This window comes from Sporomusa sp. 246TCP1 (genome assembly GCF_057319775.1).
Genome location: NZ_CM170492.1, coordinates 4519274 through 4545647, shown reverse-complemented (window position 1 = coordinate 4545647; position 26374 = coordinate 4519274). Strand labels below are relative to the sequence as shown.

Below are 26374 nucleotides of genomic sequence, written 5' to 3'. Positions count from 1 at the left end.
TGCGCACACCTATAGGTGTACAGGATGCTTTTTTGAGGGTGGGAGTAAATTGTGGAAAAAGATGCTTGACAAAAATGTAAATGAGTGTAATAATACAAACATTACAAATGAGAATGATATTCATTATGAGTTAACGGGCAAATAGTTGTAGCTTTAGAGCTATTGATACAGAGTGGTCAAGCGGGTTAACGCAATGATGAGGGTGTGAAAACAGAGTGATTATTAAAACCAGGCTGCTTATTATTGCGGTAGTGTTTGGTATGCTTCCTATTGTGGCTATGCTTATCGCGGGAGATCAAACAGGACTAAGCCTGCACCGGGAGTTTTATAATACAATAGCAATTGTATTAATGGTGACCATTCTTGCAGGATTGTTTAGCCCAGATATTATCAGACAGTGGCTATTTGCTAATCAGATACAGAAAATGAAAGAATTTTGCCAACAGGTAAAAATTGGCCATTATGATGTAATATTAACTGTGCCAAATGAACGCGGCAATGATGGTGACGAAAATGAATTAGTTGATTTGATGCGGGACATGAACTGGATGGTACATAGGATTAAAGTGAATGAGTTGGAGTTGCGGCAGCGCGTAGTCGATCTTGCCCAATCCAAGTCTGAAATTAAAGCACAGAAAAAAGTATTGGAAGAAGTGAATGCTGCGCAATTGCTCGTTCAAGGTCAGTTGCAGGGGCGGACTCAAGAATTAAAAGAGGCAGTTGATAAATTGCGTAATTTAATGGATAATGCCGGGCAGGGTTTTCTTTCTTTTGGTGAAGATCTAAAGGTTGCTGGCGAGTACAGTGCCGAGTGTGTTATGATTTTTAATCAGGAGATACGACATGAGTTTATTCCCGCATTATTATATCCGCACGATACAGAACAACAGGCCTTTTTGACAGCGTTATTCGGAAAAGTTTTTCAAGAAGAAGATGCTTTTCTCAGGGACAATTATCTGTCGTTATTGCCTGAAGAAGTAGAGATTGCTGGCAGTTATGCTCAAATCACATATAAATTGATTCACCACCCTGTAGACCTGGCACGCAAAGAGATATTATTGATACTAACTGATGTTACTCAGAAGCGAGAAATGGAAGAAAAGATTCAAGAGGAAAGAGATACTTTGTCTTTGGTGGTGAGGGCGGTGATCCACCAACAAGAATTTACTAAAGCCAAGGTGGACTACAAAGTATTTTGTCGTCAAGAGCTGCCAGAACTTTTGTCTTCGCAAGAGGCAGAGATTGAAAAAATTAGTGAAATTTTTCGTACGGTTCATACTTGGAAAGGCACTTTTGCTCAATTGGGCTTGCAACGTGTGGCCGAAAAACTACATGAATTGGAGTCTGCTTTAGGAAAATTACGAGATGGAACAAAGGGTAATCTTGCACCTACTGCTGTAATGGCGTGTTTTGTGGACTATCAACCTGATATACTATATGACTGGTTAGAACAAGAGTTAGAGCCATTGAGAAAAGTACTGGGTAGCCAGTTCCTGTGCCAAGATGAGACAATCGTTGTAGAAAGCTGCAAGCTGCGCCAATTGGAGAATAAGATTCGGCGTCTGCTTACCCCTTGCCAAGCCAGACCCCTTATTGAGGATTTGCGGCACTTGCGTTACAAGCCTTTTAGTGATTTGATTAACATGTTTCCTGAATACATAGCTGATTTGGCGTTAAGTCAAGGTAAAGAAATTAGCTCGTTGTCGATTACCGGCACTAGGACGTTAGTAGATCCTGAAAAATATCATGATTTTGCTAAAGCACTTGTACATGTTTTTCGTAATGCAGTTGCGCATGGACTGGAAACGCCGGATGAACGGCTGGAAGCCGGTAAACAGACACAGGGTCAGATTAGATGCCACATAGAGGAACATGGTGCAAATCTGCTGATTACTATCGCCGACGATGGAAGAGGAATTGATGGCAACGTTATAAGAAGACTGGCCATCGCCAAGGGGTTATGTAGTGAACGTACAATAGCTGATTTGACAGAAGAAGAGGTTATTCAGTTGATTTTTGCAGAAGGTTTCTCCAGTGTTGATAGTGCCAATGAATTGTCTGGACGGGGGGTAGGACTGGCTGCGGTGAAGCAAGAAATTGAAAAACTTGGCGGACATATTGAAATTATGACTGTGGTTGGCAAAGGTACGAAATTTACTTTTGTTTTGCCACTCATAAACTCTGAGTATAGGATGAGTATAAAGGAGGTGGCGCAGGAAAATGGCGCGTGTATTAGTTGTGGATGACGCATTAATGATGCGTAAAGCCATTGGAACATTTTTAGTGAAAGCCGGACATGTGGTGGATGAAGCAGCTAACGGCAATCAAGCAGTTGCCGCATATAAAAAGTATCGTCCCGACTTGGTTACCATGGATATAACTATGCCGGAAATGGATGGCATTGATGCTTTGAGGCAGATTAATACATTTGATCCACAGGCCAGGGTTGTTATGGTGAGTGCCCTTGGACAGAAACATAAAGTGTTTGATGCCTTGCAAAATGGGGCAAAAGGCTATATTTTAAAACCCTTTACTGAAGATAAACTACTATCTATTATTACCGAGTTATTAGGAGCAACAACAAGTGGACAGAAGGAATCTCTGCCTGATCTTACGGTCATGAATTCGTTTGAAATAAAACCGCTTACAGCCCAGATGGCATTTTCTATCGAAAACCAGGAGGGTGAAGTAAGAATTACGTTATTGCGCGAATTTACTCAAGCTGATTATGTTGATATGGATAAGGCTATCAAGAATATGAGGGTAAGTCAGACAACGGCGATAATATTTGATTTTACGTGTGGGAATGTGCTTAATAATAAGGCGGCACCGACCTATGAGATAATAATTGAGGAACTTGTTGCCTCAGGCGGTGAAGTGCGAATTGTTTGCTATACACTGGACTACACGGCTTACTTCCGCAATTTTGCTGGTTTGAAAGAGGTTGAGTTTGAACTTGTTAAGAAAGTAAATGCGCAGTAAGGAAAATTTTTTTAAAACAAAAAAGAGAATGGTTACTAATATCAGTAATACTTATAGGATAATATTAAAAGCTACAACAAGGGGGAAGAAAGAAAATGGTCAAATTATTAAGTCAGTTATTGCCGGGGGAAAAAGGTACAATAGCTAAAATTCATGGTAATGGTCCTATCCAACGCCGCATTATTGATATGGGAGTTGTTCTGGGGTCAAAGATTGAAGTTCAAAAATATGCACCACTAGGTGATCCTATGGAGGTTAAGGTCATGGGCTTTAATCTCTCCTTGCGAAAAGTAGAGGCCCAGAATATTGAAATTAAAATGAAATAACGCAAAGGAGGGGTGGTTATGCAAATTCAGAGTATTGATCAAGGACAATTGATGATAGTAACCGCTCTGGGCGGCTCCAAGGAAGTAAGGGCAAGACTTACTGATTTGGGTTTTACACCAGGGACGCCGGTTGGCATACTAAGTCGTAGTAATGAATCTATTATTGTCAAAGTCCGGGGCAGCCGGATTATGTTAAACAATCTATTGGCTTCTGCCATAAATGTGAAGCAAGGGCGGGATGAAGGAGGTCTTTATAGTGGCAAATACCAAAGTCAGTATTGCCTTGGCCGGTAATCCCAATTCTGGTAAAACAACTATTTTCAATAGTATTACCGGTGCTAGGCAACATGTGGGTAATTATCCGGGGGTTACGGTTGAAAAAAGAGAAGGGTTTCGGCGGTATCGGGATAAAGAATTATTAATAGTTGATTTACCAGGCACCTATAGCTTAACAGCCCATTCAGTAGATGAACTTGTGGCACGTAATTTTATCATTAAGGATAAGCCGGATGTCATTGTGGACATTCTGGATGCCAGCAATTTGGAGCGCAATTTATATTTGGCGGTGCAGCTTTTAGAACTGGAACGACCCATGGTAGTAGCTCTTAATATGACTGATGTCGCTGAGGATATGGGCACCAAAATTGACGAGCAAGTATTATCCCGGAAACTGGGGGTAGCGGTAGTTCGGACTGTTGGCAATCGCCACAACGGTATCGATGAGTTGTTAGCAGCGACTGTAAAGGTAGCTGAGGAAAAGGCACAAAAACCTTTTATTATTAACTACGGTGATGCGGTGGAAGGAAAAATTGCAGAAATCAGTGCCTTGTTAGCAGAAGAACGGCATAATTTGCACTTTCCGCTGCGGTGGTTGGCGATAAAGCTGTTAGAGAACGACCCGGAGATCCGAAATACGGTGCAAGCATTGCCCGGGGGAGCGCGGGTGACTACTGTTGTCGCTGCTGCTAGAGAGAGCCTGCAGGCTACCTTTGAGACTGATCCTGAACTGGCGATTGCTAATTTACGGTATCAGTTTGTAGGCTCACTATGTCAGGATGTTATTGTTTCCAAACGGGATGGCTGGTTAACGACTTCTGACAAGGTTGACAGGGTACTTACCAACCGGCTGTTAGGTTTGCCTGTATTCCTAGGACTTATGTGGCTATTATTTAATATGGTATTTACTATCGGAGCTTATCCGCAGGAGTGGCTTGAAGAGGGCGTAGCGGCCATTGGCGCCTATGCAGGCCTCTATATGCCGGCAGGTGATCTCAAGTCATTGGTTGTCGATGGCATCATCGGCGGTGTTGGCGGCGTCATTGTATTTTTGCCTAATATATTGTTATTGTTTTTAGGAATTGCCGTTTTGGAAGATAGCGGTTATATGGCTAGAGCGGCCTTTATTATGGATAAAGTTATGCACTCTGTAGGACTACATGGTAAATCGTTTATTCCGCTATTATTGGGTTTTGGCTGTAGTGTGCCTGCCATTATGGGTACCCGGAGCTTAGAGAATCCACGAGACCGGCTAGTGACTATTCTGGTAACACCACTAATGAGTTGCAGTGCAAGATTACCGGTATATACTTTGTTGATTGCTGCTTTCTTTAGTGAAAGTATGGCAGGTACGGTGTTATTTTCCGTTTACGTATTAGGGATATTTTTGGCTGTAATTATGGCGCGTGTTTTTCGCAGCGTATTATTCAAAGGCGAGCCAGAACCCTTCGTTATGGAGTTGCCTCCTTATCGTGTACCTACATTGCAATCCATTTGCATGCATATGTGGGAACGCAGTGTGCTCTATTTGAAAAAAGCAGGTACCATTATTCTGGCAGTTTCGATTTTGGTCTGGTTTATGGTCAATTACCCTAGTGATGTTAATTATAGTAAAGACTATCAAGAGTTAATCGCCCAAGCAGAAGCTGGTTTTAGTCAGCAAGTGGCAGAGCAGGTTGGTGCGCCGCTGAAGATTGTTGCTGTAGAAGACCATGCACCGCTGCAGATAGTAATTACTGATATAAGTACCATTAATGAAGAGTTTGAGGAGCAAGTCGAAGGGGTGGAAGAAGATAGTCCTGAATTAGTTGCTTTAACAACGGCTAAAGAGACAAAGCTGCAGGAAATACAAGCAGCTAACACTGAGTTATATCCGTGGGCCATGCGTTATCTGGAACTCAAGACTGAAAATGAAGAGCAGATTGAACACTTCCAGAAAGAAGAGGCTGGGGAAAAATTAGCCCAAAGCTATGCTGGACAGCTCGGCAAATTTATTGAGCCGGCTATTCGACCATTGGGCTTTGATTGGCGGTCAGGCATTGGTTTAATTGCGGCCTTTACCGCGAAAGAGGTTTTGGTTAGTACCATGGGTACTATCTATAATGTAGGTGAAGCCGATGAAGGGTCGGTTGCGTTGCAGCAAGCGCTGGCCAATGATAGCAGCTTTACCCCATTAATTGCCTATTCTCTGATGGTGTTTGTGCTTATCTATTCACCGTGCCTGGCAGCATTAGCAGTTATCAAACGGGAATCAAATTCCTGGAAATGGCCAATTTTTGCTACCGTATATACAACTACCCTGGCATGGATAATGTCGTTCTTAGTTTACCAAATAGGAAGTCTTCTGGGCTACTAGGGAAAAAGACGTGAGCGGGATGGATACGATAATTGTATTTATTTTCGGCTTAGTTGCGGGTGGCTATATAGCCAAAATTATTTGGCAGGAATTGCAGGGGAAAACGCGATGCCATTGTTCTAATAGCTGCGGAAATGATTGTTATTAATAAAGTCCAACCACTTCATTCAAACAAGTGGTTGGACTTTATTTATAAGAGTATATTGGTGTAATTTTCTTGGCCGTCTTTATGACAGTCCAGTCGCTATTTATAGCCGATAAACATGAATTTTTTGGGGAATGACGAGCCACAACACGCAAAAGAAAGCGTGACTGTGAGCGAAGAATCCAATATTGTTTAGTGAGTAGCCATGACATCTAGCAGGCGTTAAAGAAGCATAGGCGAACTTTATGTGCGATTAGAAAAGCAGTATGATTACAGTTAGTTAAACATAACATAATGCCGAGTTCCATTTTGGAAGCGGAGGAACCACTTTTTGGGGTTAATTTTGCCAATTAGGTAAAAGGGATGTTTTTCTCTTGTCATCCTACCCGTCAGCTAACTTCGCAGGCTAAAGCAGGGGTCGAAAGACCGACAGGTCTTTTTTTTGTGTTAAAAAAATGAATAATGAAACTGGAGGCGCTACTATGATGCGCGTACTTCGCCGATTACTTATCGGCAAGCCACTTCATAACCGGGAATTGGCTCACGAAAAACTTCCAAAATGGAAGGCATTGTCTATTTTTTCCTCAGATGCATTATCATCTGTTGCCTATGGTCCGGAACAAATAATGCTTGCGTTGGTTGCTGTTCCCAGCCTGGTAGCTTACGGGTTTATGGGGCCTGTGGCTATAGGTATTCTGTCACTGCTGGCTATTGTAGTGTTATCCTATGTGCAGGTGGCTAAAGCCAATCCTGAGGGTGGCGGGGCCTATACGGTGGCCAAGAAGAATCTGGGCAAGATGCCGGCGTTGGTGGCAGCTGGCTCAGTCTTTGCCGATTATGTACTGACAGCTGCGGTGAGTGTCTCGGCCGGCACAGCAGCTATTGTTTCGGCTTTTCCTGCCTTGGCGGGGCGGGAAGTTATCATTGATGTACTGGTTCTTTTTGCCATATTAATGCTAGTTAATCTGCGCGGAGTTCGGGAATCCTCCAATGCCTTCGTAATACCTACCTACGCTTTTTTGTTTGGTATCATCATTTTAATTGTAATAGGTATATGGAAGTCCGTTACTGTTGCTCCCTATCTGCTGCCACCAGAGTCCTTAGCCCGCCAGCAACTGGATTGGGCGATGTTGTTTGTGATTTTAAGGGCCTTTGCCAATGGTTGTAGTTCAATGACAGGGGTAGAAGCTATTGCAGATAGTGTTCCCATGTTCCGCAAGCCGGAAGCCCGTAATGCTGCTATTACTACGTACTGGATGGCTGGAACCCTGGGTTTTATGTTCCTGGGTATTACCTACCTTGTCATGCATTATCACATTTTACCGATAGCTGAGGTAACGGCTATGTCGCAATTGGCAGAAGAAATTTTTGGCCGTTCGGCTGCCTATTATTATATTCAAATTACTACAATGCTGGTGTTATATCTGGCAGGCAATACGGCCTACAACGGCTTGCCGGTGCTGTTATCTATTGTGGCTAAGGATGGGTATATGCCCCGTTATTTGGCGACACGTGGCGAGCGGTTGACATTTTCTAATGGTATTATTTTACTAACTGTCGCGGCTGCGTTGTTAATTATCGTGTTTCGGGGAAATACTGAGCATCTCATTTCGCTGTATGCTATTGGTGTATTTATTTCGTTTACTATTGCTCAATCCAGCATGGTCGTTCACTGGAACCGGGAGCGTGGTAAAGGATGGCAGGTTCGGGCGCTGCTAAATGGCATTGGTGCTACGACTACCGGTCTGGTTGTTCTTATTATTACTGTAACAAAATTTCTCTATGGTGCCTGGATTATCTTGTTGTTTATTCCTATTATGATTTATATCTTTACAGCCATCCGGGGCCACTATAACTCTATAGCCGATCAACTACATCTGCCGGAAGAATGCTATGAAAAGGGAGCGGCTACTTTTCCAGAGGGTAAACATATTGTTATTGTACCTGTATCGACAACAACGCGCGTGGTGTATGAAACCATTAAATATGCCAAAATGATTGGTGATAATATTTTGGCTGTTCATGTATCTAATAATGAAGAAACGACAAAGAAAGTTGTTGAAAAGTGGAAGCTGTGGGATCCGGGTATAGAATTAATCGTTATTCGTTCGCCCTACCGGTTACTAATGCGGCCACTCCTGCATTTTATTGAGAAGAAGGAGCGGGAAAAGGGACCAGATGATTATATCACAGTCATTATCCCTGAGTTTGAGACGCGGAAATCCTGGCACCGGCTCTTGCATAATCAGACTGGCTGGTTTTTGCGGAATACCCTTATTTGGAGGGAAAACGTTATTGTAACTACCGTTCCCTACCACTTGAAAGAATAGTAAAAGGGGGTTGTCTCATTTTTGAGGCAACCCCCTTTTACTATTCATTGATTGACTTTTATGATACTCGTTGATCTGCTGAAGTTTTGCTAGGCAGCAGCTTGACAAGCCCCTTGGTACTGGTTATAATTAAGCAGTATTCTCGCGTAGCATTTTATGTAGTCTGCATTACTGTAAAAAATGCTAACAATTACCGGTTGCATTGTATGTCCAAATAAGCTATAATAATGTTCTGTTGAGAGCACTTGGAGAGATGTCCGAGCGGTTGAAGGAGCACGCCTGGAAAGCGTGTGTAGGGGAAACTCTACCGAGGGTTCGAATCCCTCTCTCTCCGCCATATTAAATTAAGAATTGAAGCCGGCTACGGCTTTTTGTTTTCCAGGACGGGCTATAGCAGTACCGGGTCTTACGCAATAAGAACTCATGAACCGCGTCAGGTCCGGAAGGAAGCAGCGCTAAGTGATCCCTCTTATGTGCCGCAAGGGTGCCTGGTTGCTGCTGTGGTCCGTCGTGGGAAACAAGGATGTAGCAATAAGACAGACAAAAGCATAATTTCCGCATGAAGTAGCCCAATAAGCAGGCTGCTTTTTTGTTATCTAGATAGATGGAAAGGCTAAATATTATTATTAATTATTTTCTTTAAAAAGGGAAATATTTTAACGTTGTGGAATAATAAATAAGTTATAGCCTACAAATTTTAATATGTTGCATAGAGTTATAAATGAAGTTTTACCTGGATAGGTGGTGTAGGGATGGCCTATGTAGCTTTATATCGGAAATGGCGACCGCAGGATTTTGACAATCTGGTTGGTCAGGAACATATCAGCATTACTTTGAAAAATGCGATTACTACTGGCAAAATTGCTCATGCTTATTTGTTTGCCGGGCCACGCGGAACCGGCAAAACCAGTACCGCCAAAATTTTGGCTAAAGCGCTCAACTGCCAGAATGGCCCTACTGTCAGCCCTTGTAACCATTGTGACAATTGTGATAAAATTACCACTGGTACATCAATGGATGTCTTTGAGATTGACGCCGCCTCCAACCGGGGGATTGATGAGATCCGCGAACTTAGGGAAACTGTTAAATTTGCGCCTGTAGATGGACGCTATAAGGTGTATATCATTGATGAAGTGCATATGCTGACAACAGAGGCATTTAACGCTCTGCTCAAAACTTTGGAGGAACCACCGGGGCATGTGGTTTTTGTTTTGGCAACGACTGAGCCGCATAAAATTCCTGCTACTATACATTCGCGTTGTCAACGCTATGATTTCCGGCGGATTAGTGTTAAGGAGATTGAACAGCGGTTAGCCAGTATAGCAAAGCAGAGTGACCTTAGGGCTGCCCCGGAAGCGTTGCGGCTGATTGCTGTACAAGCGGATGGTGGTATGCGCGATGCTCTGAGTATTTTGGACCAGTGTTCCACCTTAGATGATAATGAGATGATAACAGCAGAGCATGTGCGGCAATTGCTAGGATTGATTGGCCACGAATGGGTGTGGCAGCTGACTGATGCGATTGCCGTGCGGGATGCACATACCATATTGTTGAAGCTTGATGAACTCATTCAACTGGGCAAGGATATCCGTCAGCTGCTGCTGGAGTTGGCTCTGCATGCCCGTAGCCTGATGCTGTATAAAGCCGCGCCTAATATTGATACTATTGAGGTGTATAGTGAGGATAAAGCGGTGCTTGCCATGCAGAGCGCCAAATTCAGTCATCAAGAACTGGTACATATGCTGGAAGTCTTACACCAGGCTGCCAATGATACTAAGTGGGTAGCTGAGCCGCGCATCGCTGTCGAGATGGCACTAATTACCCTGTGCCGGCGAGCGGCAGGCAGTGATGTAGCTGCTTTACTTGAACGGGTTGCTGCGCTTGAGGCCAAACTGGCTAACCAGCCAGCGGTAATAACCGCTGCGGCTAATCCGGCAGCGAGTATACGACCTGCAGGGCAGCCGCTAGCGTCTTCTGCTCAGCCACATAATCAGACGCTTCAGTCCAGGGGAATTTCGCAACCACACCCCGGACAGCAGCCGGAGACAGAACATCAGATATCTGCTAAACGCCCTGTTCCGGTTCAACCTGTTCCCATTCAGCCTGAGCAGGCTGCTCCCACTGTCAATGCCGCCAACCTGTCAGAGGTATGGGCAGCGATGTTGAAGGAGCTGTTAGCTAGTGGTAAGCGGTCTGTCCATGCTTGTGTCATGCAAGGCCACTTAACAGCGATTACTGACCAACAGGCGATGGTTCGTTTTACGGCGACCTTTCCTAAAGAGCGCACTGAGAAAGACGATTATCGGAACATTGTAGAAAAAACGCTGGAACAAGTCTCGGGGCACAAAGTAAGACTGATTTGCTCACTGGGTGTAGATACGCCAGCTGTCAAAACGGTTAAGCCGTCAGTGACAGTATTGCCGCCGGCACTGGCTGATTCCGAACTCAACGATCCGGCAATCAAGCAGGCTCAAATGATGTTTGGCGGCAAAGTAATTAAGATAGAAGAATAAATTATTTTAGGAGGATGATAACATGTTTGGCAATATGGGAAATATGGCTGGAATGATGAAAAAAGTACAAAAGCTTCAGGCCGAAATGGGCAAGTTGCAAGAGGAATTGAAAGCTCGTAGCCTTGAGGTATCTACTGGGGGCGGTGCAGTGAAAGTGGTTATTACCGGTGAAAAGAAGATTCAATCGATAAAAATTGCACCTTCTGCCGTTGATCCTGAGGATGTAGAAATGCTAGAGGATTTGGTAGCTGCTGCTGTCAATGAAGCGATAAACAAAGTGGATGATATGATGGCTCAGGAGATGGGCAAGTTAACCGGCGGTCTTAACCTGCCACCAGGAATGCTTTAAACCATGAGTTATATTGCGCCGATTGGCAGGCTGGTTGAGCAGTTTCGCCGCTTACCGGGCATTGGACCGAAATCTGCGGCTCGTCTTGCTTATCATGTGCTTAAGATGGATAAAAGTCAGGTAGCAGCGCTGGCACAGGCCATTGTTGAGGCTAAAGAACGGGTAGGATATTGTTCGGTTTGTTTTGACTTAACCGATACTGATCCCTGCCAGATCTGCCGGTCTGAGGGGCGGGATCAGTCAGTGGTATGTGTAGTCGAGGACCCCAAAGATGTGGCCGCCATGGAGCGTACTCGTGAATTCAAAGGTCTATACCATGTATTGCACGGTTCTTTATCACCACTTGAGGGTGTAGGTCCGGATGATATAAAAATCAAAGAACTGTTAGGCAGGGTTGGTAAAGGTATTCAAGAGGTTATAATGGCCACTAATCCCAATGTGGAAGGTGAGGCTACGGCTATGTATATAGCCAAGCTCTTAAAGCCACTAGGAGTAAAGGTTACCCGCATTGCTCACGGTTTGCCGATGGGCGGCGACCTGGAATATGCCGATGAAGTGACATTATCGAAGGCATTGGAGAATCGCCGGGAGATGTAATGTGTTTTATTCTGCCTGTTTATGGGAATACTCATTAACAGGGGGAGATGTACATGAAAACAGCGCTAATGCAAATTTTTAGTAGAGTGCTGCGAAAAAACATACCTGTTACCAAATACCAGCCTTTGAGAGATCAATTGGAACAAGCAAGGCATGAATGGCTTAGTGCTCAAAATTACTATAATAATGTGTCAGATGCAGATTTAGTTGACTATGCAGCCTATCATATTCAGGCTACCGAAAAGAAATATACATATCTGCTGAAACGAGCCCGGCACGAGGGACTCCGGGCTTCGCCGTTTGATTAGTCAACTAAAAATACCGGATTTTTATCCGGTATTTTTTCATTATTTTTAACTGGACAACATATATTGAGGTAAGTAGTACAGTATTATGTTGGAGGGATAAATATGGGTGTATGGCGCAGGCTATTAGGATTTTGGGATACCGAGGAATCTAGTACCAAAGGTAAGGATAATCTGCCTGATATAATAGATCAGGCCCGGCTAGATTGGATTGCTGCTCAAAGATACTACCTAACAGTAACTGATCATGATTTAATCGATTATGCGATATTTCTGACTAAAGCATGTGAACGCAGGTATATGTATTTACTTAAAAAGGCGCGACAAGAGGGAATTCAACACCCAGGAATAATAAGTATGTCAGGCATTACCGAGGTTGGGACTATACGCCAGGCGCTTTAGCGTGGTAAAATGAGGGAAAGGGCTGCGTTAAAGAGGAGGAACTGAGAAATGGAATTTTTGCCAGTAGCTTTAGAATTTAATGTTATCATTGCCTATGCATTCGGAATCATTTTAATTTATCTTATTGGCAGGATGTTGACGATGCCGATAAGAATTGTGCTCAAATTGATATATAATGGCTTGGTGGGCGGAATTGTGCTCTGGGTGGTTAATTTTATTGGAGCCTATTTCAGCTTTACCATCGGAATTAATCCAATTACTGCACTTATTGCTGGTTTTTTGGGTATACCGGGAGTTATTTTGCTGATTTTGTTTAAACTATTTATTAACTAAAGTATAAGTTTTTTGAACCGCAGAGACGCAGAGGGAATGTTCTCGATATACATCTCCCCTCTGCGCTCTCTGTGTACTCTGCGGTTAGAGCCGTATTCTCAAGGGCACGGTAGCACTTTTTTAATTCCCTCAACAGCCAAATAAATTACAGCATGAACAAGGAGTGTATGTGCTACGTGAATGCAGAAAAGGCGTCAGAACAGATGCAGCCAATAGTCGAAGCCTATGTAGGTGAATATGCCAGCGGTAAAAGTGAAAATGCCGTAAACCGGGCCATTTACTTAAAGAAGCAAGGTTTGGCGGTAACCATTGTTGACCTGGATACTGTAGAGCCGTGCTATACACTCCGACCCATCAAACGGGAATTGGAAGGATTGGGCATTGACGTAGTAGCCTGGGAAACAAGGGATACTACTGGTCTGGGTGAGGCGGGCAATGTCATTACAGGCTCGATGCGCTGGGTACTGCGGCGCAAAGGCAGCATCATTATGGATATTGGCTATGGCGTGCATGGGGCCAGGATTTTTAACATTATCGAAGGTGCGATTGAGAATCCCTACCTGAAAATCATTGCGGTTCTTAATATGTCACGCCCGTTTACTTCCACGGTAGACAATATTTTAGAATATGTTGCAACTCTGGGAAGGGTAGATGCGGTACTTAACAATACCCACATGGCAGAAGAAACGACTGTGGATATTGTTGAGCGCGGGGCCAGGGGGGTAACTGAGGCGGCCGAGCGCATCGGCGTACCGGTGGTAGCTACTGCTGCCGTAACGGAAATTGCTGAAAAAATTGGGTCAGCAGACTGTATGGGCAACCCGGTGTGGCAGCTGGAGCGCATCATGCCACGCACTTTCTGGTAAGAAGAGACGAAAAACCAGCCGCAAACACGGCTGGTTTTTGTTTGACTATTACTGAATATATCTTCGGGCACCAATATAATGTTCAGTGTAATAATCTTCCGATAAAGTGTTAATAGTGACTTGTTTAGCAACCGAACTGGCGTGAATAAATTTGCCATCGCCCATATAGAAGCCCACATGGGAAGCGCCGGCCTTATAGGTTGTAAAAAAGACTAAATCACCGATTTTTAAGTCGTTTTTATTTACCGCAATACCACTATTAAACTGCTCGGCAGCTGTCCGGGGGATGGTAATACCACTTTCTTTCATTACATACTGGGTATAACCGGAACAATCCCAGCCAGCAGGAGTAGTGCCACCCCACACATAAGGGACGCCCATATATTTTTGAGCATTTTTAATGATTTCAGTTGCTTTTGTATCACTACTCGCAGCAGTTTTCGGGATTATTGCAGCCCCTAACGTTGAGGATATATCGCTAGAGTTACTAGTATCTGACGTACCAAGAACCTTGCCAAGTAAGAGTGCCAGCAGAATGTTTAATAAATTACTGGAACCGCCGCTGCTTTGGGTGGAACCCGTAATATCTGAAAGTGAAAACGCCTGAGCAGGAACTGCCGGGATAAAGAGCGTGGTAAAAACGGCAAAAAGCAGCGTAAAAGCAATGTGGTGAGTGTAGCGTTTCATAGACGCCCTCCTATCGTAGGTTGTTTATTGTATTACCTATCAATAATAACACAGTCTATTTATTATGTAAACAATATAAATTTGGCATAAAGAAAAGACCTCACCTTGTAGCAGTCCGAAGGACGGTCAAGAAAGGTCCAGGCGGTACAGAAATTATGCTTTAGCGCGTAAAGACTGCAATAACAGTTTGGCAGTGGAGGCATTGGTAGCTACCGGGATGTTGTGAACATCACAGAGTCTAAGGAGTGCGGTAATATCTGGTTCATGCGGCTGGGCTGCCAGCGGGTCGCGCAAAAAGATAACCATGTCAACTTTTTGGCAGGCAACACGTGAACCAATCTGTTGGTCGCCGCCGAGTGGTCCGGATAGATAGGTTGTAATAGCCAGTTCAGCATTTTCCTTAATGATTTTTCCCGTAGTCGCAGTTGCAATTAGGTCGTATTGTGAAAGTACATCTCTGTTTTCTAAGACAAGGCTAAGCATTTCTTCTTTTTTACGGTCATGTGCAATAAGGGCAACGGTTTTCATAGGCTCACCTCATAAAAGATTAGTCTGTAGTCTTATAGTACCATAAAACGCTGGTATATAGACAAATATTCCTTGACTTTGTCATTGCTAGCTGGTAATATAATCCCCGAAATACAGTATATAAGGTATCAAGTTATTTTCTTATAGTTTAGAAGTGGAAGTGTGCCTAGGGTTCCGGCAGTATTCTGTGTCTGGTCCAAGCGGCGCAAGGCCCGGGATGGGTCACACCGTGGGTACAAAAAACCCTAGCGGAAAGTTCCTGCCAAGGAATTTTTGCGGGGGTTTTTCTATATCTAAGAGAGGAGTCAAGATATGAATACATATTGGAACAAGCCGGCAGAAACAATGGAACGGGAGGAAATGAGCAATCTTCAGGCTGGACGGCTTAGAGAAATTGTCACCAGGTTGTATCGGCAACAACCGTTTTATCGTTCCAAGATGCAGGAACAGGGCCTTTTGCCAGAGGATATTGTTACTTTAGAGGATATTAAAAATTTACCATTCATTTCTAAACAAGATATGCGCGATAATTATCCCTATGGTCTGTTTGCTGCTCCCATGTCTGAGATTGTCCGGGTTCATGCTTCTAGTGGGACTACTGGCAGGCCTACGGTTGTTGGCTACACCAAACGGGATATTGGTATTTGGTCGGAAGTTGCGGCGCGTTCCCTGGTCGCAGCAGGACTTAGCAAGCAGTCCTGTATTCAGATAGCTTATGGTTATGGCTTATTTACTGGCGGACTGGGTATTCACTATGGTGCCGAGCTCTTAGGGGCTTCAGTAATTCCCATTTCCAGCGGCAATACGAATAGACAAATTATGTTAATGAAGGACTTTGGTACTACTGCACTGGCGTGCACCCCGTCCTATGCTCTCTACATTGCAGAGACGATGCGGGAAATGGGAATCGACCCCAGGGAAACAGGGCTTCGAACCGGGATATTCGGAGCTGAGCCCTGGACAGAACGGATGCGACAGGCGATTGAAACACAACTAGGGATTAAAGCCATGGATATCTATGGCTTAAGTGAGATAATTGGTCCAGGTGTAGCCATTGAGTGCTCCGTGCAAAATGGACTGCATATCAGTGAAGACCATTTTTATCCGGAAATTATTAATCCGGTTACAGGGGAAGTGCTGCCTGATGGCGAAAAGGGAGAACTAGTTCTTACTACCCTCACCAAAGAAGGCATGCCGATGATTCGCTACCGGACCCGGGACCTTTCGGTATTGCATCGCGAAAAATGTGCTTGTGGCCGGACACTGGTTCGAATGAGCAAAGTACTGGGCCGTAGCGATGATATGCTGATTATTCGTGGTGTCAATGTGTTCCCGTCGCAAGTGGAGAATGTACTGCTTGGTATTGGCAACACATCACCCCATTATCAACTAATTGTTGAGCGTAAGGGTAATTTGGATCATCTTACTGTGTTGGTTGAGCTGACAGAAGAAATGTTTACTGATGAAGTACGTGGGCTGGAAGAACTGGAGGCCAAAATCAAAGGCGAACTGTCCAGTGTTCTTAGTGTATCGGCTACCGTGCGTCTTGTTGGTCCCAAAACCATTGAGCGGAGCGAAGGCAAAGCTAAACGGGTTATCGATAAACGGGAGCTGTAATTAATTCAATAAAAGATATGGGAGGTACAGCATGATTATTAATCAATTGTCGGTGTTTGTTGAAAACCAGCCTGGCAAGCTGGCCGAAGTATTAGGGGTACTTCATACACATGAAATTAATATCCGGGCGATGTCGGTCGCTGATACGGCTGACTTTGGCATCTTAAGAATTGTTGTTAATGAATCTGAAAAGGTACAGCATATATTGCGTGGTGCTGGTTTTACCGTCAAAATTACGCCGGTGGTTGGTATTATATTAAGCGATCAGCCGGGCAGCTTGTTTGAGCATGTGAGCAAATTAAGCTCAGCTGGCGTAAATATCGAATATATCTATGCTTTTGCCGCTAATACAGCGGATAAACATGCCCGCGTTGTGTTGAAGGTTGATAATTTGACTTTGGCGGAACGCCTAATTAGTGGTGGATGTGAAGCAACCGAACCTTATAGGGATGATGCTTGCGCTACGCCTAACTTCTATTGGTAGTAGCTTGTTTCATATTGAAATAATTCTATAAGCTTCTAAAGACCTGCAGTTACACTGCAGGTCTTTTATTAAATTACAGCGAATTTTAGTATAATATAGTATTGGTATATTACACCAAAAGGAGGCAACTGAAATGCGGAAGATGGCGCTATGCTGCCTGGTTATCCTGCTACTGATGATGAGCGTGACGGCTGCCCAGGAACGCAAGGATGAATGGAAGGATAAGAACACTGTTTTTAGTCAATTTAAAACTATAGTCATTCACACCACAATTGATCAGAATCTAAAAATGGATGAGATTGAATGCAAGAAACTGGAAGGTCTACTGGATACCGCTATCTGGCAAGAGAAACTTGGCAGGATACGCTGGTTTAGTGAAAGCCAACTGGAGAAACAGCTTGGTACACTGACACAGACTGATATAAATCTCCTTAAAAGCAGCAATCCGGAAGCGTATGCAGCGCTAGTTGCAGAGTACGGTCCTAAGGTAGTTGATGGTCATCTCACTATTGAGGTACAGCAATGGGGCTATAGCCAGCTGTACGTGCCGGAAGCATGGGAAAGCTATACCAAATATTGTAACATGCCGGTGAGAGTAATCGAATATGATGCCAAGGGCAAATCCACTACCACGACTCGATGGGAACAAGTACCGGTAGAGGCGATGCGCCTGGTTCCGGCTCATTATAATCAAATTGCCCACGCCGGACTGGCTTTTTCATTGACTAGCAGCAAAACCGGGGAAAAAGTATGGATACTGCTTGATTTGCGGGATGCAGACGGCAGCAAGGTGCCTGTTGAAATGACTGAACGCATCCTAAAGCGGGCGGCGGATCGCCTGGGAGCGCTGCTAAAATAAGGATGACAACAAATTGTTCAAGGAGATGTGGAAGGATATCCCACTAGGCGTCAATTGGAAGAATATCTGGAAGAGTCTTAAAAAACCTCTTGACAAAACACATGGGTACTGGCATAATGTATACAAAATTACATGTTGCCGTAAGGAAGTGCGTCTAGGGTTCCGCTGGTGGCAGGACTGGGCCAAGCGACGCAGAGCATAGGGGAATTTACCTGTGTTACACCGTGAGTAGAAAAGGCTCTGCGGAAAGTTTCTTACTTTTTGAAGAGAAACTTTCTGTCAGGGTATTTTTATAATTATTTGACAGCATATTAATTAAAAGCGATGATTGGGAGCAAGGCTTAACATCCTGCTTAAGAGAGCCGGTGGTTGGTGCGAACCGGTGCGGAGGTAGGCTATACTCGCCCAGGAGCTCTTTGTTGAACTGTATAGTGTGGTTTTGATACACATATACACTAGGCAATAGCGGGTGCCGTCCGTTAGCGGCAAGTTGTGAGACATTCACGACTAAATGAGTCCAAAGTAGGGTGGTACCGCGCATTTAGAGCGCCCCTATGAGCAGATACTATATCTGTTCATAGGGGCGCTTTCTTCATTCCAATAGAAAGAATACCTTTCTTATAGTGGTACTAAACTAATGGTAAAGGAGAGAATATATGGAGGTGGAAATTGTGCAGTCTAACGTTCTTTCGGTGCTAGTACACAATCAGCCAGGGGTGTTGGTCCGCGTGGCGGGGATGTTTTCCCGTAGAGGGTTTAACATTGATAGTTTGACAGTGGGTGTTACTCAGGATCCTGGATTTTCCCGGATAACAGTTGCCGTCAGGGGTAATCAGGCGTTTATTGACCAAGTGAAAAAACAGATTGAAAAGCTGGTGGAAGTAGTAGCTGTGCAGATTTTGCCACTCGATCAGTCTGTGGTTCGGGGTATGGCCCTCCTAAAAGTCAAGGCTGGCGATAATCGTTCCGAAATACTTAAACTGGCCGAGGTTTTCCGGGCCAATGTTGTTGATATCTCCGGCAGTACAGTCACTATGGAGGTAACAGGTGAAGATAGTAAGATTAGTGCTTTAATAAAACTATTGAACCCATATGGACTTTTGGAAACCATCCAAACCGGCCTTGTTGCGCTGGAGCGTGGTGAAAATACAATTTATAAATATGAGGAGAGAGAAAATTATGAGCAAAATGTACTATGAACAAGATGCACGGTGGGAACTTATCCAAGGTAAAACAGTAGTCATTATCGGCTACGGCAGCCAGGGTCATGCCCATGCCTTAAACTTAAAAGAGAGTGGTGTTAACGTAATTGTTGGTTTGTATGAAGGCAGCAAATCAGCAGCAAAGGCCCGTGAAGCCGGCCTAACAGTTATGAATGTTGCCCAGGCGGTAAAAAATGCTGATATTACTATGATTCTTATTCCTGATGAAAGACAAGGCAAAGTGTACGCAGAAGAGATTGCTCCTAACCTAAAACCAGGTTCGGCACTGGCTTTTGCCCATGGGTTTAATATTCATTTCAATCAAATTGTTCCTCCCGCTAATGTCGATGTATTTATGGTAGCGCCCAAAGGCCCTGGTCATTTGGTACGCCGTCAATTTACCGAAGGCAAAGGGGTACCCTGTCTCATTGCTGTATATCAAGACTTCAACGGCAGCACTCAGGACCTGGCCTTGGCTTATGCTAAAGGCATTGGCGGCGCGCGGGCCGGCGTATTAACTACTACCTTTAAAGATGAAACTGAATCTGACCTCTTTGGTGAGCAGGCCGTACTGTGCGGCGGCGTAACTGAGTTGATCAAAGCAGGCTTTGATACCTTGGTAGAAGCAGGTTATGAGCCGGAAATTGCTTACTTTGAATGTCTGCATGAAATGAAGCTAATTGTTGACCTCATAAATGAAGGCGGCATGGCAAAAATGCGGTACTCCATTAGTGACACTGCCGAATATGGTGATTACGTAACAAGCCGGAGAATTATTACTGATGAAACCCGTGCCGAGATGAAAAAAGTGCTGGGCGAGATTCAAGATGGTACGTTTGCCCGCAACTGGATCTTGGAAAATCAGGTTAACCGCCCGATGTTCAATGCCAGACGCCGTCAAGAGGCAGAACACAAAATTGAGACTGTCGGCAAAGAACTGCGCGGCATGATGTCCTGGCTGAAAAAGTAAGAAGTACAAATATAGGGAAAGCGAGGCAATGACATGGAAGCTCGAAGAATTCAAATATTTGACACTACTCTCCGCGATGGTGAGCAAACGCCCGGAGTAAGCTTACAAACAGAAGAAAAGGTGGAGATTGCTCTAGCACTCGCAAAGCTACAGGTTGATGTCATTGAAGCTGGGTTTCCGGTTGCCTCGCCCGGCGATTTTGAGGCTGTGAGCCAAATTGCCGCCAGGGTAAAAGGCCCGACAATTGCAGCACTGGCCCGCGCCACTGAAAAGGATATTGAAACAGCATATAAGGCTGTAAAAAAGTCTGAGAAGCCCCGGATACACACCTTTATCGCTACCAGTGATATTCATCTTGAACACAAATTACAAATGACCCGTGCTGAGCTGTTGGAGCGGGCCGAAAGGGCTGTGCGCTATGCTAAGAGCCTGGTAGCTGATGTTGAGTTTTCAGCAGAAGATGCTTCACGCTCTGATTGGGATTTCTTATGTCAGGTATATGAGCGGGCCATTGTTGCCGGTGCTAATGTTATCAATATCCCGGATACGGTGGGTTATACTACTCCGGTGGAATTTGGTGCACTCATCACTTATGTCCGCGAACATGTACCTAATATTAATGAAGCCGTCATTAGTGTGCATTGTCATGATGATTTGGGTATGGCTGTGGCCAATTCGCTGGCAGCAGTTGCTGCCGGTGCCGGCCAGGTGGAATGCACTATAAATGGTTTGGGAGAACGGGCTGGTAATGCCGCCATGGAAGAACTGGTGATGGCATTACAGACTCGTCGTGAGTATTACAACGCGGTGGCCAATATCAATACCAGGCATATTTATCGGACTTCGCGCCTTGTCAGTGCGCTGACAGGCATTGCCGTACCGCCGAATAAAGCGGTAGTGGGGGACAATGCTTTTGCTCACGAATCCGGTATTCACCAGCATGGGGTGCTTAATAATCCATTGACCTATGAGATTATGAGTCCCGAATCAGTGGGCGTTAGCCGTAATGCCATTGTGCTTGGCAAGCATTCCGGGCGTCACGCTTTCGAAGAACGGCTTAAATATCTGGGCTATGAATTTGATGCTGACACCATTAATACGCTGTTTGCCAAGTTTAAGGATTTGGCAGATCGAAAGAAGATGGTATTTGACCGGGATATTGAAGCTTTGATTGTGGAAAAAGCAGCGGTAAGGCCGGAATGGTATACGCTTACGTATCACCATGTAGCCAGTGGCAATAACATATTGGCTACAGCCTCTGTTCAGCTCAGAACAAGTGCCGGCGTAGCGGAAGCCGCTGGCTGCGGTACTGGACCTGTGGATGCTGTCTTCAAGGCCGTCGAGCAAGCTGTAGGGTTTCCAGTGGGTCTTAAGGACTATCAATTGAAAGCAGTCACTGCTGGTGAAGATGCGCTGGGTGAAGCGACTGCCTGGATTGAGCGGGACGGTCGAATCTTTAGCGGACGGGGCCTGGCCATTGATGTAATCGAAGCAAGTGCTAAAGCCTATGTCAATGCAATTAACAAAATGCTGGCTGTTTGCGGTTTTCCCGCAATTGAAGAAGCTAAAGGGAGGTAACCATCATGGCTAGACCGATGACGATGACAGAAAAAATCTTTGCCAAACATGCCGGCTTGAATGAAGTCCAGCCAGGGCAGCTTATCAAAGCTAAGCTGGATCTGGTGTTGGGCAATGATATTACATCACCGCCGGCCATCAAAGAATTTGAGCAAATTAGCAATAAGGTTTTTGATAAAGACAAAATTGCACTTGTTCCTGACCATTTTACGCCCAATAAGGATATAAAATCGGCGGAGATGGCTAAAACCATGCGGGAGTTTGCCAGGAAGCAAAATATAACCCACTATTTCGAAGTTGGACGGATGGGCATTGAACATGTACTATTGCCTGAGCAGGGATTGGTGGCTCCAGGGGAAGTAATTATTGGCGCTGACTCTCATACCTGTACCTATGGCGCAGTGGGTGCATTTGCCACTGGTGTTGGTTCTACTGATATGGCCTGTGCGATGGCAACAGGGGAAACCTGGTTTAAGGTTCCTGCCAGCATTAAAGTGGAACTGACCGGTAAACTTACTAAGTGGGTATCAGGTAAGGATGTAGTGTTAACACTTATTGGCATGATTGGTGTTGATGGGGCACGTTACCAGTCGTTAGAGTTTACAGGGCCGGGACTAGCTTCACTTACCATGACCGATAGGCTGACAATTGCCAATATGGCGATTGAAGCCGGGGCAAAGAATGGCATTTTCCCCGTAGACAGCATTACCGAGCAATATTTATCCGGGCGGGTTAAACGGGCGTATACGCCTGTTGCTGCTGACCCGGGTGCCGAATATGTAAGAACAGTTACGATTAATTTAGATAAGCTCACACCAGTAGTGGCGTTGCCGCATCTGCCGGAAAATGTGCGCCCGGTTAGCGAAATTGCTCCTACCCCCATTAACCAGGTAATTATTGGCTCCTGCACGAATGGACGGATTGAGGATTTAGCGCAGGCGGCGGCCATATTGGACGGTAAACAGGTGCATGAGGATGTTAGGGCCATAATTATCCCTGGTAGTCAGGATGTATATCTGGAAGCGGTAAAATTAGGATATGTGGAGATTTTTGTGAAAGCCGGGGCTGTTGTCAGCACACCGACCTGCGGCCCATGTCTGGGCGGACATATGGGCATAATGGCCAAAGGCGAGCGGGCAGTGGCAACAACAAATCGCAACTTTCGCGGACGGATGGGGCATGTTGACAGTGAGGTATATCTAGCCAGTCCGGTGGTGGCGGCAGCAAGTGCTGTAGCAGGCCGGATTGCCAGTCCTGAGGAGGTAGTATAATGAGGTTTACCGGAAAAGTATGGCGCTATGGCGATAATGTGGATACAGATGTTATTATTCCGGCACGGTACCTGAATACTGCCGATATGAAAGAATTGGCACTTCATGCTATGGAAGACATTGACCCAACTTTTGCCGGCAAGGTTAAAGAAGGTGACATGATTGTTGCAGGTAAAAACTTCGGTTGTGGTTCGTCACGGGAACATGCACCAGGGGCGCTGAAGGCTGCAGGTGTTGCCTGTGTAGTTGCTGAAAGCTTTGCCCGTATCTTCTACCGTAATGCGATTAATATCGGGCTACCGCTTATTGAGCTGGGTGAAGGCGATATTAATATTAAGGATGGGGATATGCTGGCAGTAGATTTAGCGGCTGGTCAGGCCGAAAACCTGGCATCTGGCGAAAAGTTCACCATACCGGCACTGCCTGGTTTTATCCAGGATATTGCGCAGGCCGGTGGTTTGGTACCTTATACGCAGCAGCAGATGACAAAGAAAAATAATTAAAGGTGAAATTGCCTCGTCATCGCACTGAGGCAATTTCTCTCCCCAGTGTTGGGTAGGGAGGTAACAATGAGTAGTAAACATATTGTAGTTATTCCTGGTGATGGCATTGGTGCCGAAATCACAGCAGAAGCTCTGCGGGTATCGCAGGCGGCAGCAAAGAAATGTGGTTATAGTTTTACTCATGAAACTAAGCAGGCCGGCGGGGCAGCCATTGATGCCTATGGTGTACCGCTGCCTGAAGATACAATAGATGCCTGCCGTAAGGCTGATGGTGTATTATTAGGCGCTGTTGGCGGCCCTAAATGGGATAATGTTGCACCAGAACTTAGAGCAGAAAAGGCTATTTTGGGTTTGCGTAAATCCTTGGAGCTATATGCTAATTTGCGACCAATCAAGGTTTTTCCTGCGCTGGCCGCTCAATCACCATTAAAGCCGGAAATTGTAAACGCAGTGGATATTTTGATTGTGCGGGAGCTGAATGGCGGCATTTATTACGGGGCTCGTCAGGAAGCAACCATAGTTAACGACGTTGAGCTGGCCTGGGATCGAGAAGGATATAGCCGTCCGGAGATCGAGCGGATTCTACGTCTGGCCTGCCGGAGCGCTATTGGACGTAAAGGTAAAGTTACGTCAGTGGACAAAGCTAATGTATTGGCTACTTCCCGTCTCTGGCGCAAGGTGGCCAACGAAGTGGCAGCAGCTTTCACGCAAGTGGAAATAAACCATATGTATGTAGATAACTGTGCCATGCAGTTGGTACTAAATCCGGGAAGCTTTGATGTACTTGTTACCGGCAATCTGTTTGGTGATATTTTGAGTGATGAAGCCGCCGTACTGTCAGGCTCAATTGGTCTTTTGCCATCAGCCAGTCTGGGTGACGGCACCGGACTATATGAGCCAATCCATGGCTCAGCACCGGATATTGCCGGGCTGGGCCTGGCCAATCCACTGGGAACCATTTTGTCGGCTGCCATGATGTTTAGATATTCCTTAGGCAGTGAACAGATAGCTGCTATGATTGAAGCTGCCGTGGATCAAGTGTTGGTTGATGGCTATCGAACACCAGATATTTATCAACAGGGACTTACCAAGGTTTCTACCGAGGAAATGGGGCAACAAGTAATCAATCGGTTGAAGTGAGGTGAACCGCTATGCTCATGACAGGTGCACAAGCTATTGTTGCATCTCTTCTTAAAGAGGGTGTAGATACAGTATTCGGTTATCCGGGTGGAACAAATTTGCCGCTGTTTGACGCGCTTTACGATTCAACGATACACCATGTGCTGACCGTACATGAGCAGGGAGCCGCTCATGCGGCTGACGGCTATGCCAGAGCAAGCGGTCAGGTTGGGGTATGTCTTGCAACATCGGGACCGGGTGCTACTAATTTGGTTACCGGTTTAGCCACGGCATTTATGGATTCTGTACCTGTTGTGGCGATTACCGGACAGGTACAAACAAATCTAATTGGCCGGGATGCTTTTCAGGAGATTGACATTACCGGCATTACTATGCCGATTACCAAGCATAATTTCTTAGTCAAAGATATAAAGAAGCTGCCTGAAATTATGTGGCGGGCTTTTGACATAGCCCGCTCAGGACGGCCTGGGCCCGTACTTGTCGATGTACCACGAGATATTCAAAGCAATACCTATGATTTTACTAATATTGAGTCTGTGTATTTACGTTCAACCCTTGTCAGGCAGTCGCCTGATCTTCCGGCCCGGATAGTCAAGGCAGCAACTGCCATCAGTGCGGCTAAGCGGCCGGTTATTATCGCTGGCGGCGGCTGTATTAGTGCCAATGCGGGTGCAGCGTTAAAAAAGTTTGCTGAGCAATGTAATCTGCCAGTTGTTACTACCTTAATGGGTATTGGTGCATTTCCAGGTGGACATAGCAATCTTTTGGGTATGACAGGTCTGCATGGTCTCAAAGCGGCTAATCACGTAGTTCATGATGCCGATGTGCTGATTGTAACAGGCAGCCGGTTCAACGACAGGGTAACAGGTGACCGTGCCAGTTATGCTGCCGGCAAGACTATCATTCATATTGATATCGACCCGGCAGAAGTGCATAAAAATGTTGATGCTGCCGTACCGTTGGTTGGTGAGATGAATATGATTCTGGGAGAACTGCTGCGGGCGGTAAAACCAGGCGATCTGTCAGCTTGGTGGGCTGCCATTAGACAGTCCCAGGCTGAGAATAACACCGTTATTCCTGAGGATGTACTTACAGCTCCTTTAGTTATGCGTGAGCTCAACCGGCAGACAGGTGGGCAAGACGTAATCTATGTTACCGATGTAGGTCAGCACCAAATGTGGGCTGCCCAGTACCTGGAAGTCAAGAGTCCGCGTGGATTTTTAACATCCGGCGGTCTTGGAGCCATGGGGTTTGGTCTGCCTGCTGCTGTTGGCGCACAACTGGCTATACCCAATAAACGGGTCGTTCATATTGTAGGTGATGGCGGACTCAAGATGACAGGGTGTGAACTTTATACTGTAGCGGTTGAGCAGCAACCGGTTATCTCGGTTGTTATCAATAATTACAGCTTGGGTATGGTCAGACAATTGCAGCATTGCTTTTATGGAAAACGGTATGCAAATTCGCTGTTGCCACATGCAATGGACTTTAAGGCCTTTGCCGGCGCTTTTGCCATTCCGGCAACTGTGACCAATAGTCTGGACGAATTTAGTGAGGCCTTTGCTGCGGCATGGCAGCGACAAGGACCGGGGCTTATTGTAGCAAATATTGCTACCAATGACCTGGTAACACCCATGATTGCTCCTGGTGGAACCATGGATGAGTACGTGAATATGGATTAGGATAAATTAGGATGAAATTTTTAAAGAGTAGTGTTATTATTACTATAATAACACTACTCTTTTTGATGAATTG

Annotated in this window: 24 protein-coding genes, 1 tRNA gene, 1 other RNA gene, 1 pseudogene, 1 riboswitch and 1 other annotated feature; of the genes and pseudogenes, 25 read left to right on the top strand and 2 right to left on the bottom strand. The window is 45.3% G+C overall.

Annotated features, from left to right (window positions below):
- Nucleotides 1–215: 215 nt before the first annotated feature.
- The 15 genes and pseudogenes from AC1ECB_RS21455 to AC1ECB_RS21385 all read left to right on the top strand — a co-directional run bounded on the left by AC1ECB_RS21455 (nucleotide 216) and on the right by AC1ECB_RS21385 (nucleotide 13780).
- Nucleotides 216–2246 carry an ATP-binding protein gene (locus AC1ECB_RS21455; RefSeq protein ID WP_485665691.1) on the top strand — a complete coding sequence of 677 codons (2031 nt, stop codon included), beginning with the start codon at nucleotides 216–218 and terminating at the stop codon, nucleotides 2244–2246.
- Nucleotides 2221–2574, top strand: a pseudogene (locus AC1ECB_RS21450) (response regulator); the annotation flags it as partial. The gene AC1ECB_RS21455 and the pseudogene AC1ECB_RS21450, both read left to right, overlap by 26 nt.
- Nucleotides 2575–3077: 503 nt before the next feature.
- Nucleotides 3078–3308, top strand: coding sequence for a FeoA family protein (locus AC1ECB_RS21445; protein WP_485665690.1), 231 nt, complete (start codon nucleotides 3078–3080; stop codon nucleotides 3306–3308).
- 18 nt (nucleotides 3309–3326) lie between these two features.
- Nucleotides 3327–3602: a FeoA family protein gene (locus AC1ECB_RS21440; RefSeq protein ID WP_485665689.1), complete on the top strand. Its 276-nt coding sequence runs from the start codon at nucleotides 3327–3329 to the stop codon at nucleotides 3600–3602.
- On the top strand, nucleotides 3565–5940 hold the full coding sequence (gene feoB, locus AC1ECB_RS21435) for a ferrous iron transport protein B (protein WP_485665688.1): 2376 nt from the start codon (nucleotides 3565–3567) through the stop codon (nucleotides 5938–5940). Before AC1ECB_RS21440 ends, feoB begins: the two co-directional genes overlap by 38 nt.
- Before the next feature lie 430 nt (nucleotides 5941–6370).
- Nucleotides 6371–6508: riboswitch (cyclic di-AMP (ydaO/yuaA leader) on the top strand.
- Nucleotides 6509–6567: 59 nt separating this feature from the next.
- Nucleotides 6568–8415 carry an APC family permease gene (locus tag AC1ECB_RS21430; protein ID WP_485665687.1) on the top strand — a complete coding sequence of 616 codons (1848 nt, stop codon included), beginning with the start codon at nucleotides 6568–6570 and terminating at the stop codon, nucleotides 8413–8415.
- 247 nt (nucleotides 8416–8662) lie between these two features.
- Nucleotides 8663–8752, top strand: a tRNA-Ser gene (locus AC1ECB_RS21425).
- Between the two features lie 60 nt (nucleotides 8753–8812).
- Nucleotides 8813–8912: signal recognition particle sRNA small type (gene ffs / locus AC1ECB_RS21420), an RNA gene on the top strand.
- A 255-nt stretch (nucleotides 8913–9167) separates the two neighbouring features.
- Nucleotides 9168–10928 (top strand): DNA polymerase III subunit gamma/tau, encoded by a 1761-nt coding sequence (gene dnaX / locus AC1ECB_RS21415; RefSeq protein ID WP_485665686.1) that lies wholly within the window; start codon nucleotides 9168–9170, stop codon nucleotides 10926–10928.
- A gap of 22 nt (nucleotides 10929–10950) precedes the next feature.
- Complete coding sequence (locus AC1ECB_RS21410; RefSeq protein WP_485665685.1) at nucleotides 10951–11277, top strand: YbaB/EbfC family nucleoid-associated protein; 327 nt, start codon at nucleotides 10951–10953, stop codon at nucleotides 11275–11277.
- Between the two features lie 3 nt (nucleotides 11278–11280).
- Nucleotides 11281–11874: a recombination mediator RecR gene (gene recR / locus AC1ECB_RS21405; protein ID WP_485665684.1), complete on the top strand. Its 594-nt coding sequence runs from the start codon at nucleotides 11281–11283 to the stop codon at nucleotides 11872–11874.
- 53 nt (nucleotides 11875–11927) lie between these two features.
- Nucleotides 11928–12182, top strand: coding sequence for a YaaL family protein (locus AC1ECB_RS21400; protein ID WP_028971973.1), 255 nt, complete (start codon nucleotides 11928–11930; stop codon nucleotides 12180–12182).
- A gap of 102 nt (nucleotides 12183–12284) precedes the next feature.
- Nucleotides 12285–12581: a DUF2508 family protein gene (locus AC1ECB_RS21395; RefSeq protein WP_485665683.1), complete on the top strand. Its 297-nt coding sequence runs from the start codon at nucleotides 12285–12287 to the stop codon at nucleotides 12579–12581.
- 48 nt (nucleotides 12582–12629) lie between these two features.
- On the top strand, nucleotides 12630–12914 hold the full coding sequence (locus AC1ECB_RS21390) for a pro-sigmaK processing inhibitor BofA family protein (protein WP_094604439.1): 285 nt from the start codon (nucleotides 12630–12632) through the stop codon (nucleotides 12912–12914).
- 176 nt (nucleotides 12915–13090) lie between these two features.
- Complete coding sequence (locus AC1ECB_RS21385) at nucleotides 13091–13780, top strand: hypothetical protein (RefSeq protein ID WP_485665682.1); 690 nt, start codon at nucleotides 13091–13093, stop codon at nucleotides 13778–13780.
- Between the two features lie 48 nt (nucleotides 13781–13828).
- Here the strand turns inward: AC1ECB_RS21385 and AC1ECB_RS21380 are convergent, their stop codons facing one another.
- On the bottom strand, nucleotides 13829–14467 hold the full coding sequence (locus AC1ECB_RS21380; RefSeq protein ID WP_485665681.1) for a C40 family peptidase: 639 nt from the start codon (nucleotides 14465–14467) through the stop codon (nucleotides 13829–13831).
- 153 nt (nucleotides 14468–14620) lie between these two features.
- Nucleotides 14621–14995: a methylglyoxal synthase gene (locus tag AC1ECB_RS21375; protein ID WP_485665680.1), complete on the bottom strand. Its 375-nt coding sequence runs from the start codon at nucleotides 14993–14995 to the stop codon at nucleotides 14621–14623.
- Between the two features lie 312 nt (nucleotides 14996–15307).
- On the opposite strand from AC1ECB_RS21375, the gene AC1ECB_RS21370 reads away from it, so the two are divergent.
- The 10 genes from AC1ECB_RS21370 to ilvB all read left to right on the top strand — a co-directional run bounded on the left by AC1ECB_RS21370 (nucleotide 15308) and on the right by ilvB (nucleotide 26301).
- Nucleotides 15308–16612, top strand: a complete 1305-nt coding sequence (locus AC1ECB_RS21370; RefSeq protein ID WP_485665679.1) for a phenylacetate--CoA ligase family protein — start codon at nucleotides 15308–15310, stop codon at nucleotides 16610–16612.
- 31 nt (nucleotides 16613–16643) lie between these two features.
- On the top strand, nucleotides 16644–17096 hold the full coding sequence (locus tag AC1ECB_RS21365; RefSeq protein WP_485665678.1) for an ACT domain-containing protein: 453 nt from the start codon (nucleotides 16644–16646) through the stop codon (nucleotides 17094–17096).
- A gap of 133 nt (nucleotides 17097–17229) precedes the next feature.
- Entirely contained in the window at nucleotides 17230–17955 is a 726-nt protein-coding gene (locus tag AC1ECB_RS21360) for a hypothetical protein (RefSeq protein ID WP_485665677.1), read from the top strand.
- Nucleotides 17956–18270: 315 nt separating this feature from the next.
- Nucleotides 18271–18512, top strand: a binding site (T-box leader).
- A gap of 99 nt (nucleotides 18513–18611) precedes the next feature.
- On the top strand, nucleotides 18612–19154 hold the full coding sequence (ilvN, locus tag AC1ECB_RS21355) for an acetolactate synthase small subunit (protein WP_485665676.1): 543 nt from the start codon (nucleotides 18612–18614) through the stop codon (nucleotides 19152–19154).
- Nucleotides 19135–20127 (top strand): ketol-acid reductoisomerase, encoded by a 993-nt coding sequence (gene ilvC / locus AC1ECB_RS21350; protein ID WP_485665675.1) that lies wholly within the window; start codon nucleotides 19135–19137, stop codon nucleotides 20125–20127. The genes ilvN and ilvC overlap by 20 nt, the downstream gene beginning before the upstream one ends.
- A gap of 33 nt (nucleotides 20128–20160) precedes the next feature.
- Nucleotides 20161–21705, top strand: coding sequence for a 2-isopropylmalate synthase (locus tag AC1ECB_RS21345; protein ID WP_485665674.1), 1545 nt, complete (start codon nucleotides 20161–20163; stop codon nucleotides 21703–21705).
- Nucleotides 21706–21710: 5 nt separating this feature from the next.
- Complete coding sequence (gene leuC, locus AC1ECB_RS21340) at nucleotides 21711–22976, top strand: 3-isopropylmalate dehydratase large subunit (protein WP_485665673.1); 1266 nt, start codon at nucleotides 21711–21713, stop codon at nucleotides 22974–22976.
- Nucleotides 22976–23479: a 3-isopropylmalate dehydratase small subunit gene (locus AC1ECB_RS21335; protein WP_485665672.1), complete on the top strand. Its 504-nt coding sequence runs from the start codon at nucleotides 22976–22978 to the stop codon at nucleotides 23477–23479. Before leuC ends, AC1ECB_RS21335 begins: the two co-directional genes overlap by 1 nt.
- A gap of 66 nt (nucleotides 23480–23545) precedes the next feature.
- On the top strand, nucleotides 23546–24619 hold the full coding sequence (gene leuB, locus AC1ECB_RS21330) for a 3-isopropylmalate dehydrogenase (protein WP_485665671.1): 1074 nt from the start codon (nucleotides 23546–23548) through the stop codon (nucleotides 24617–24619).
- A 17-nt stretch (nucleotides 24620–24636) separates the two neighbouring features.
- Nucleotides 24637–26301, top strand: coding sequence for a biosynthetic-type acetolactate synthase large subunit (gene ilvB, locus AC1ECB_RS21325; RefSeq protein WP_485669379.1), 1665 nt, complete (start codon nucleotides 24637–24639; stop codon nucleotides 26299–26301).
- Nucleotides 26302–26374: the final 73 nt, after the last annotated feature.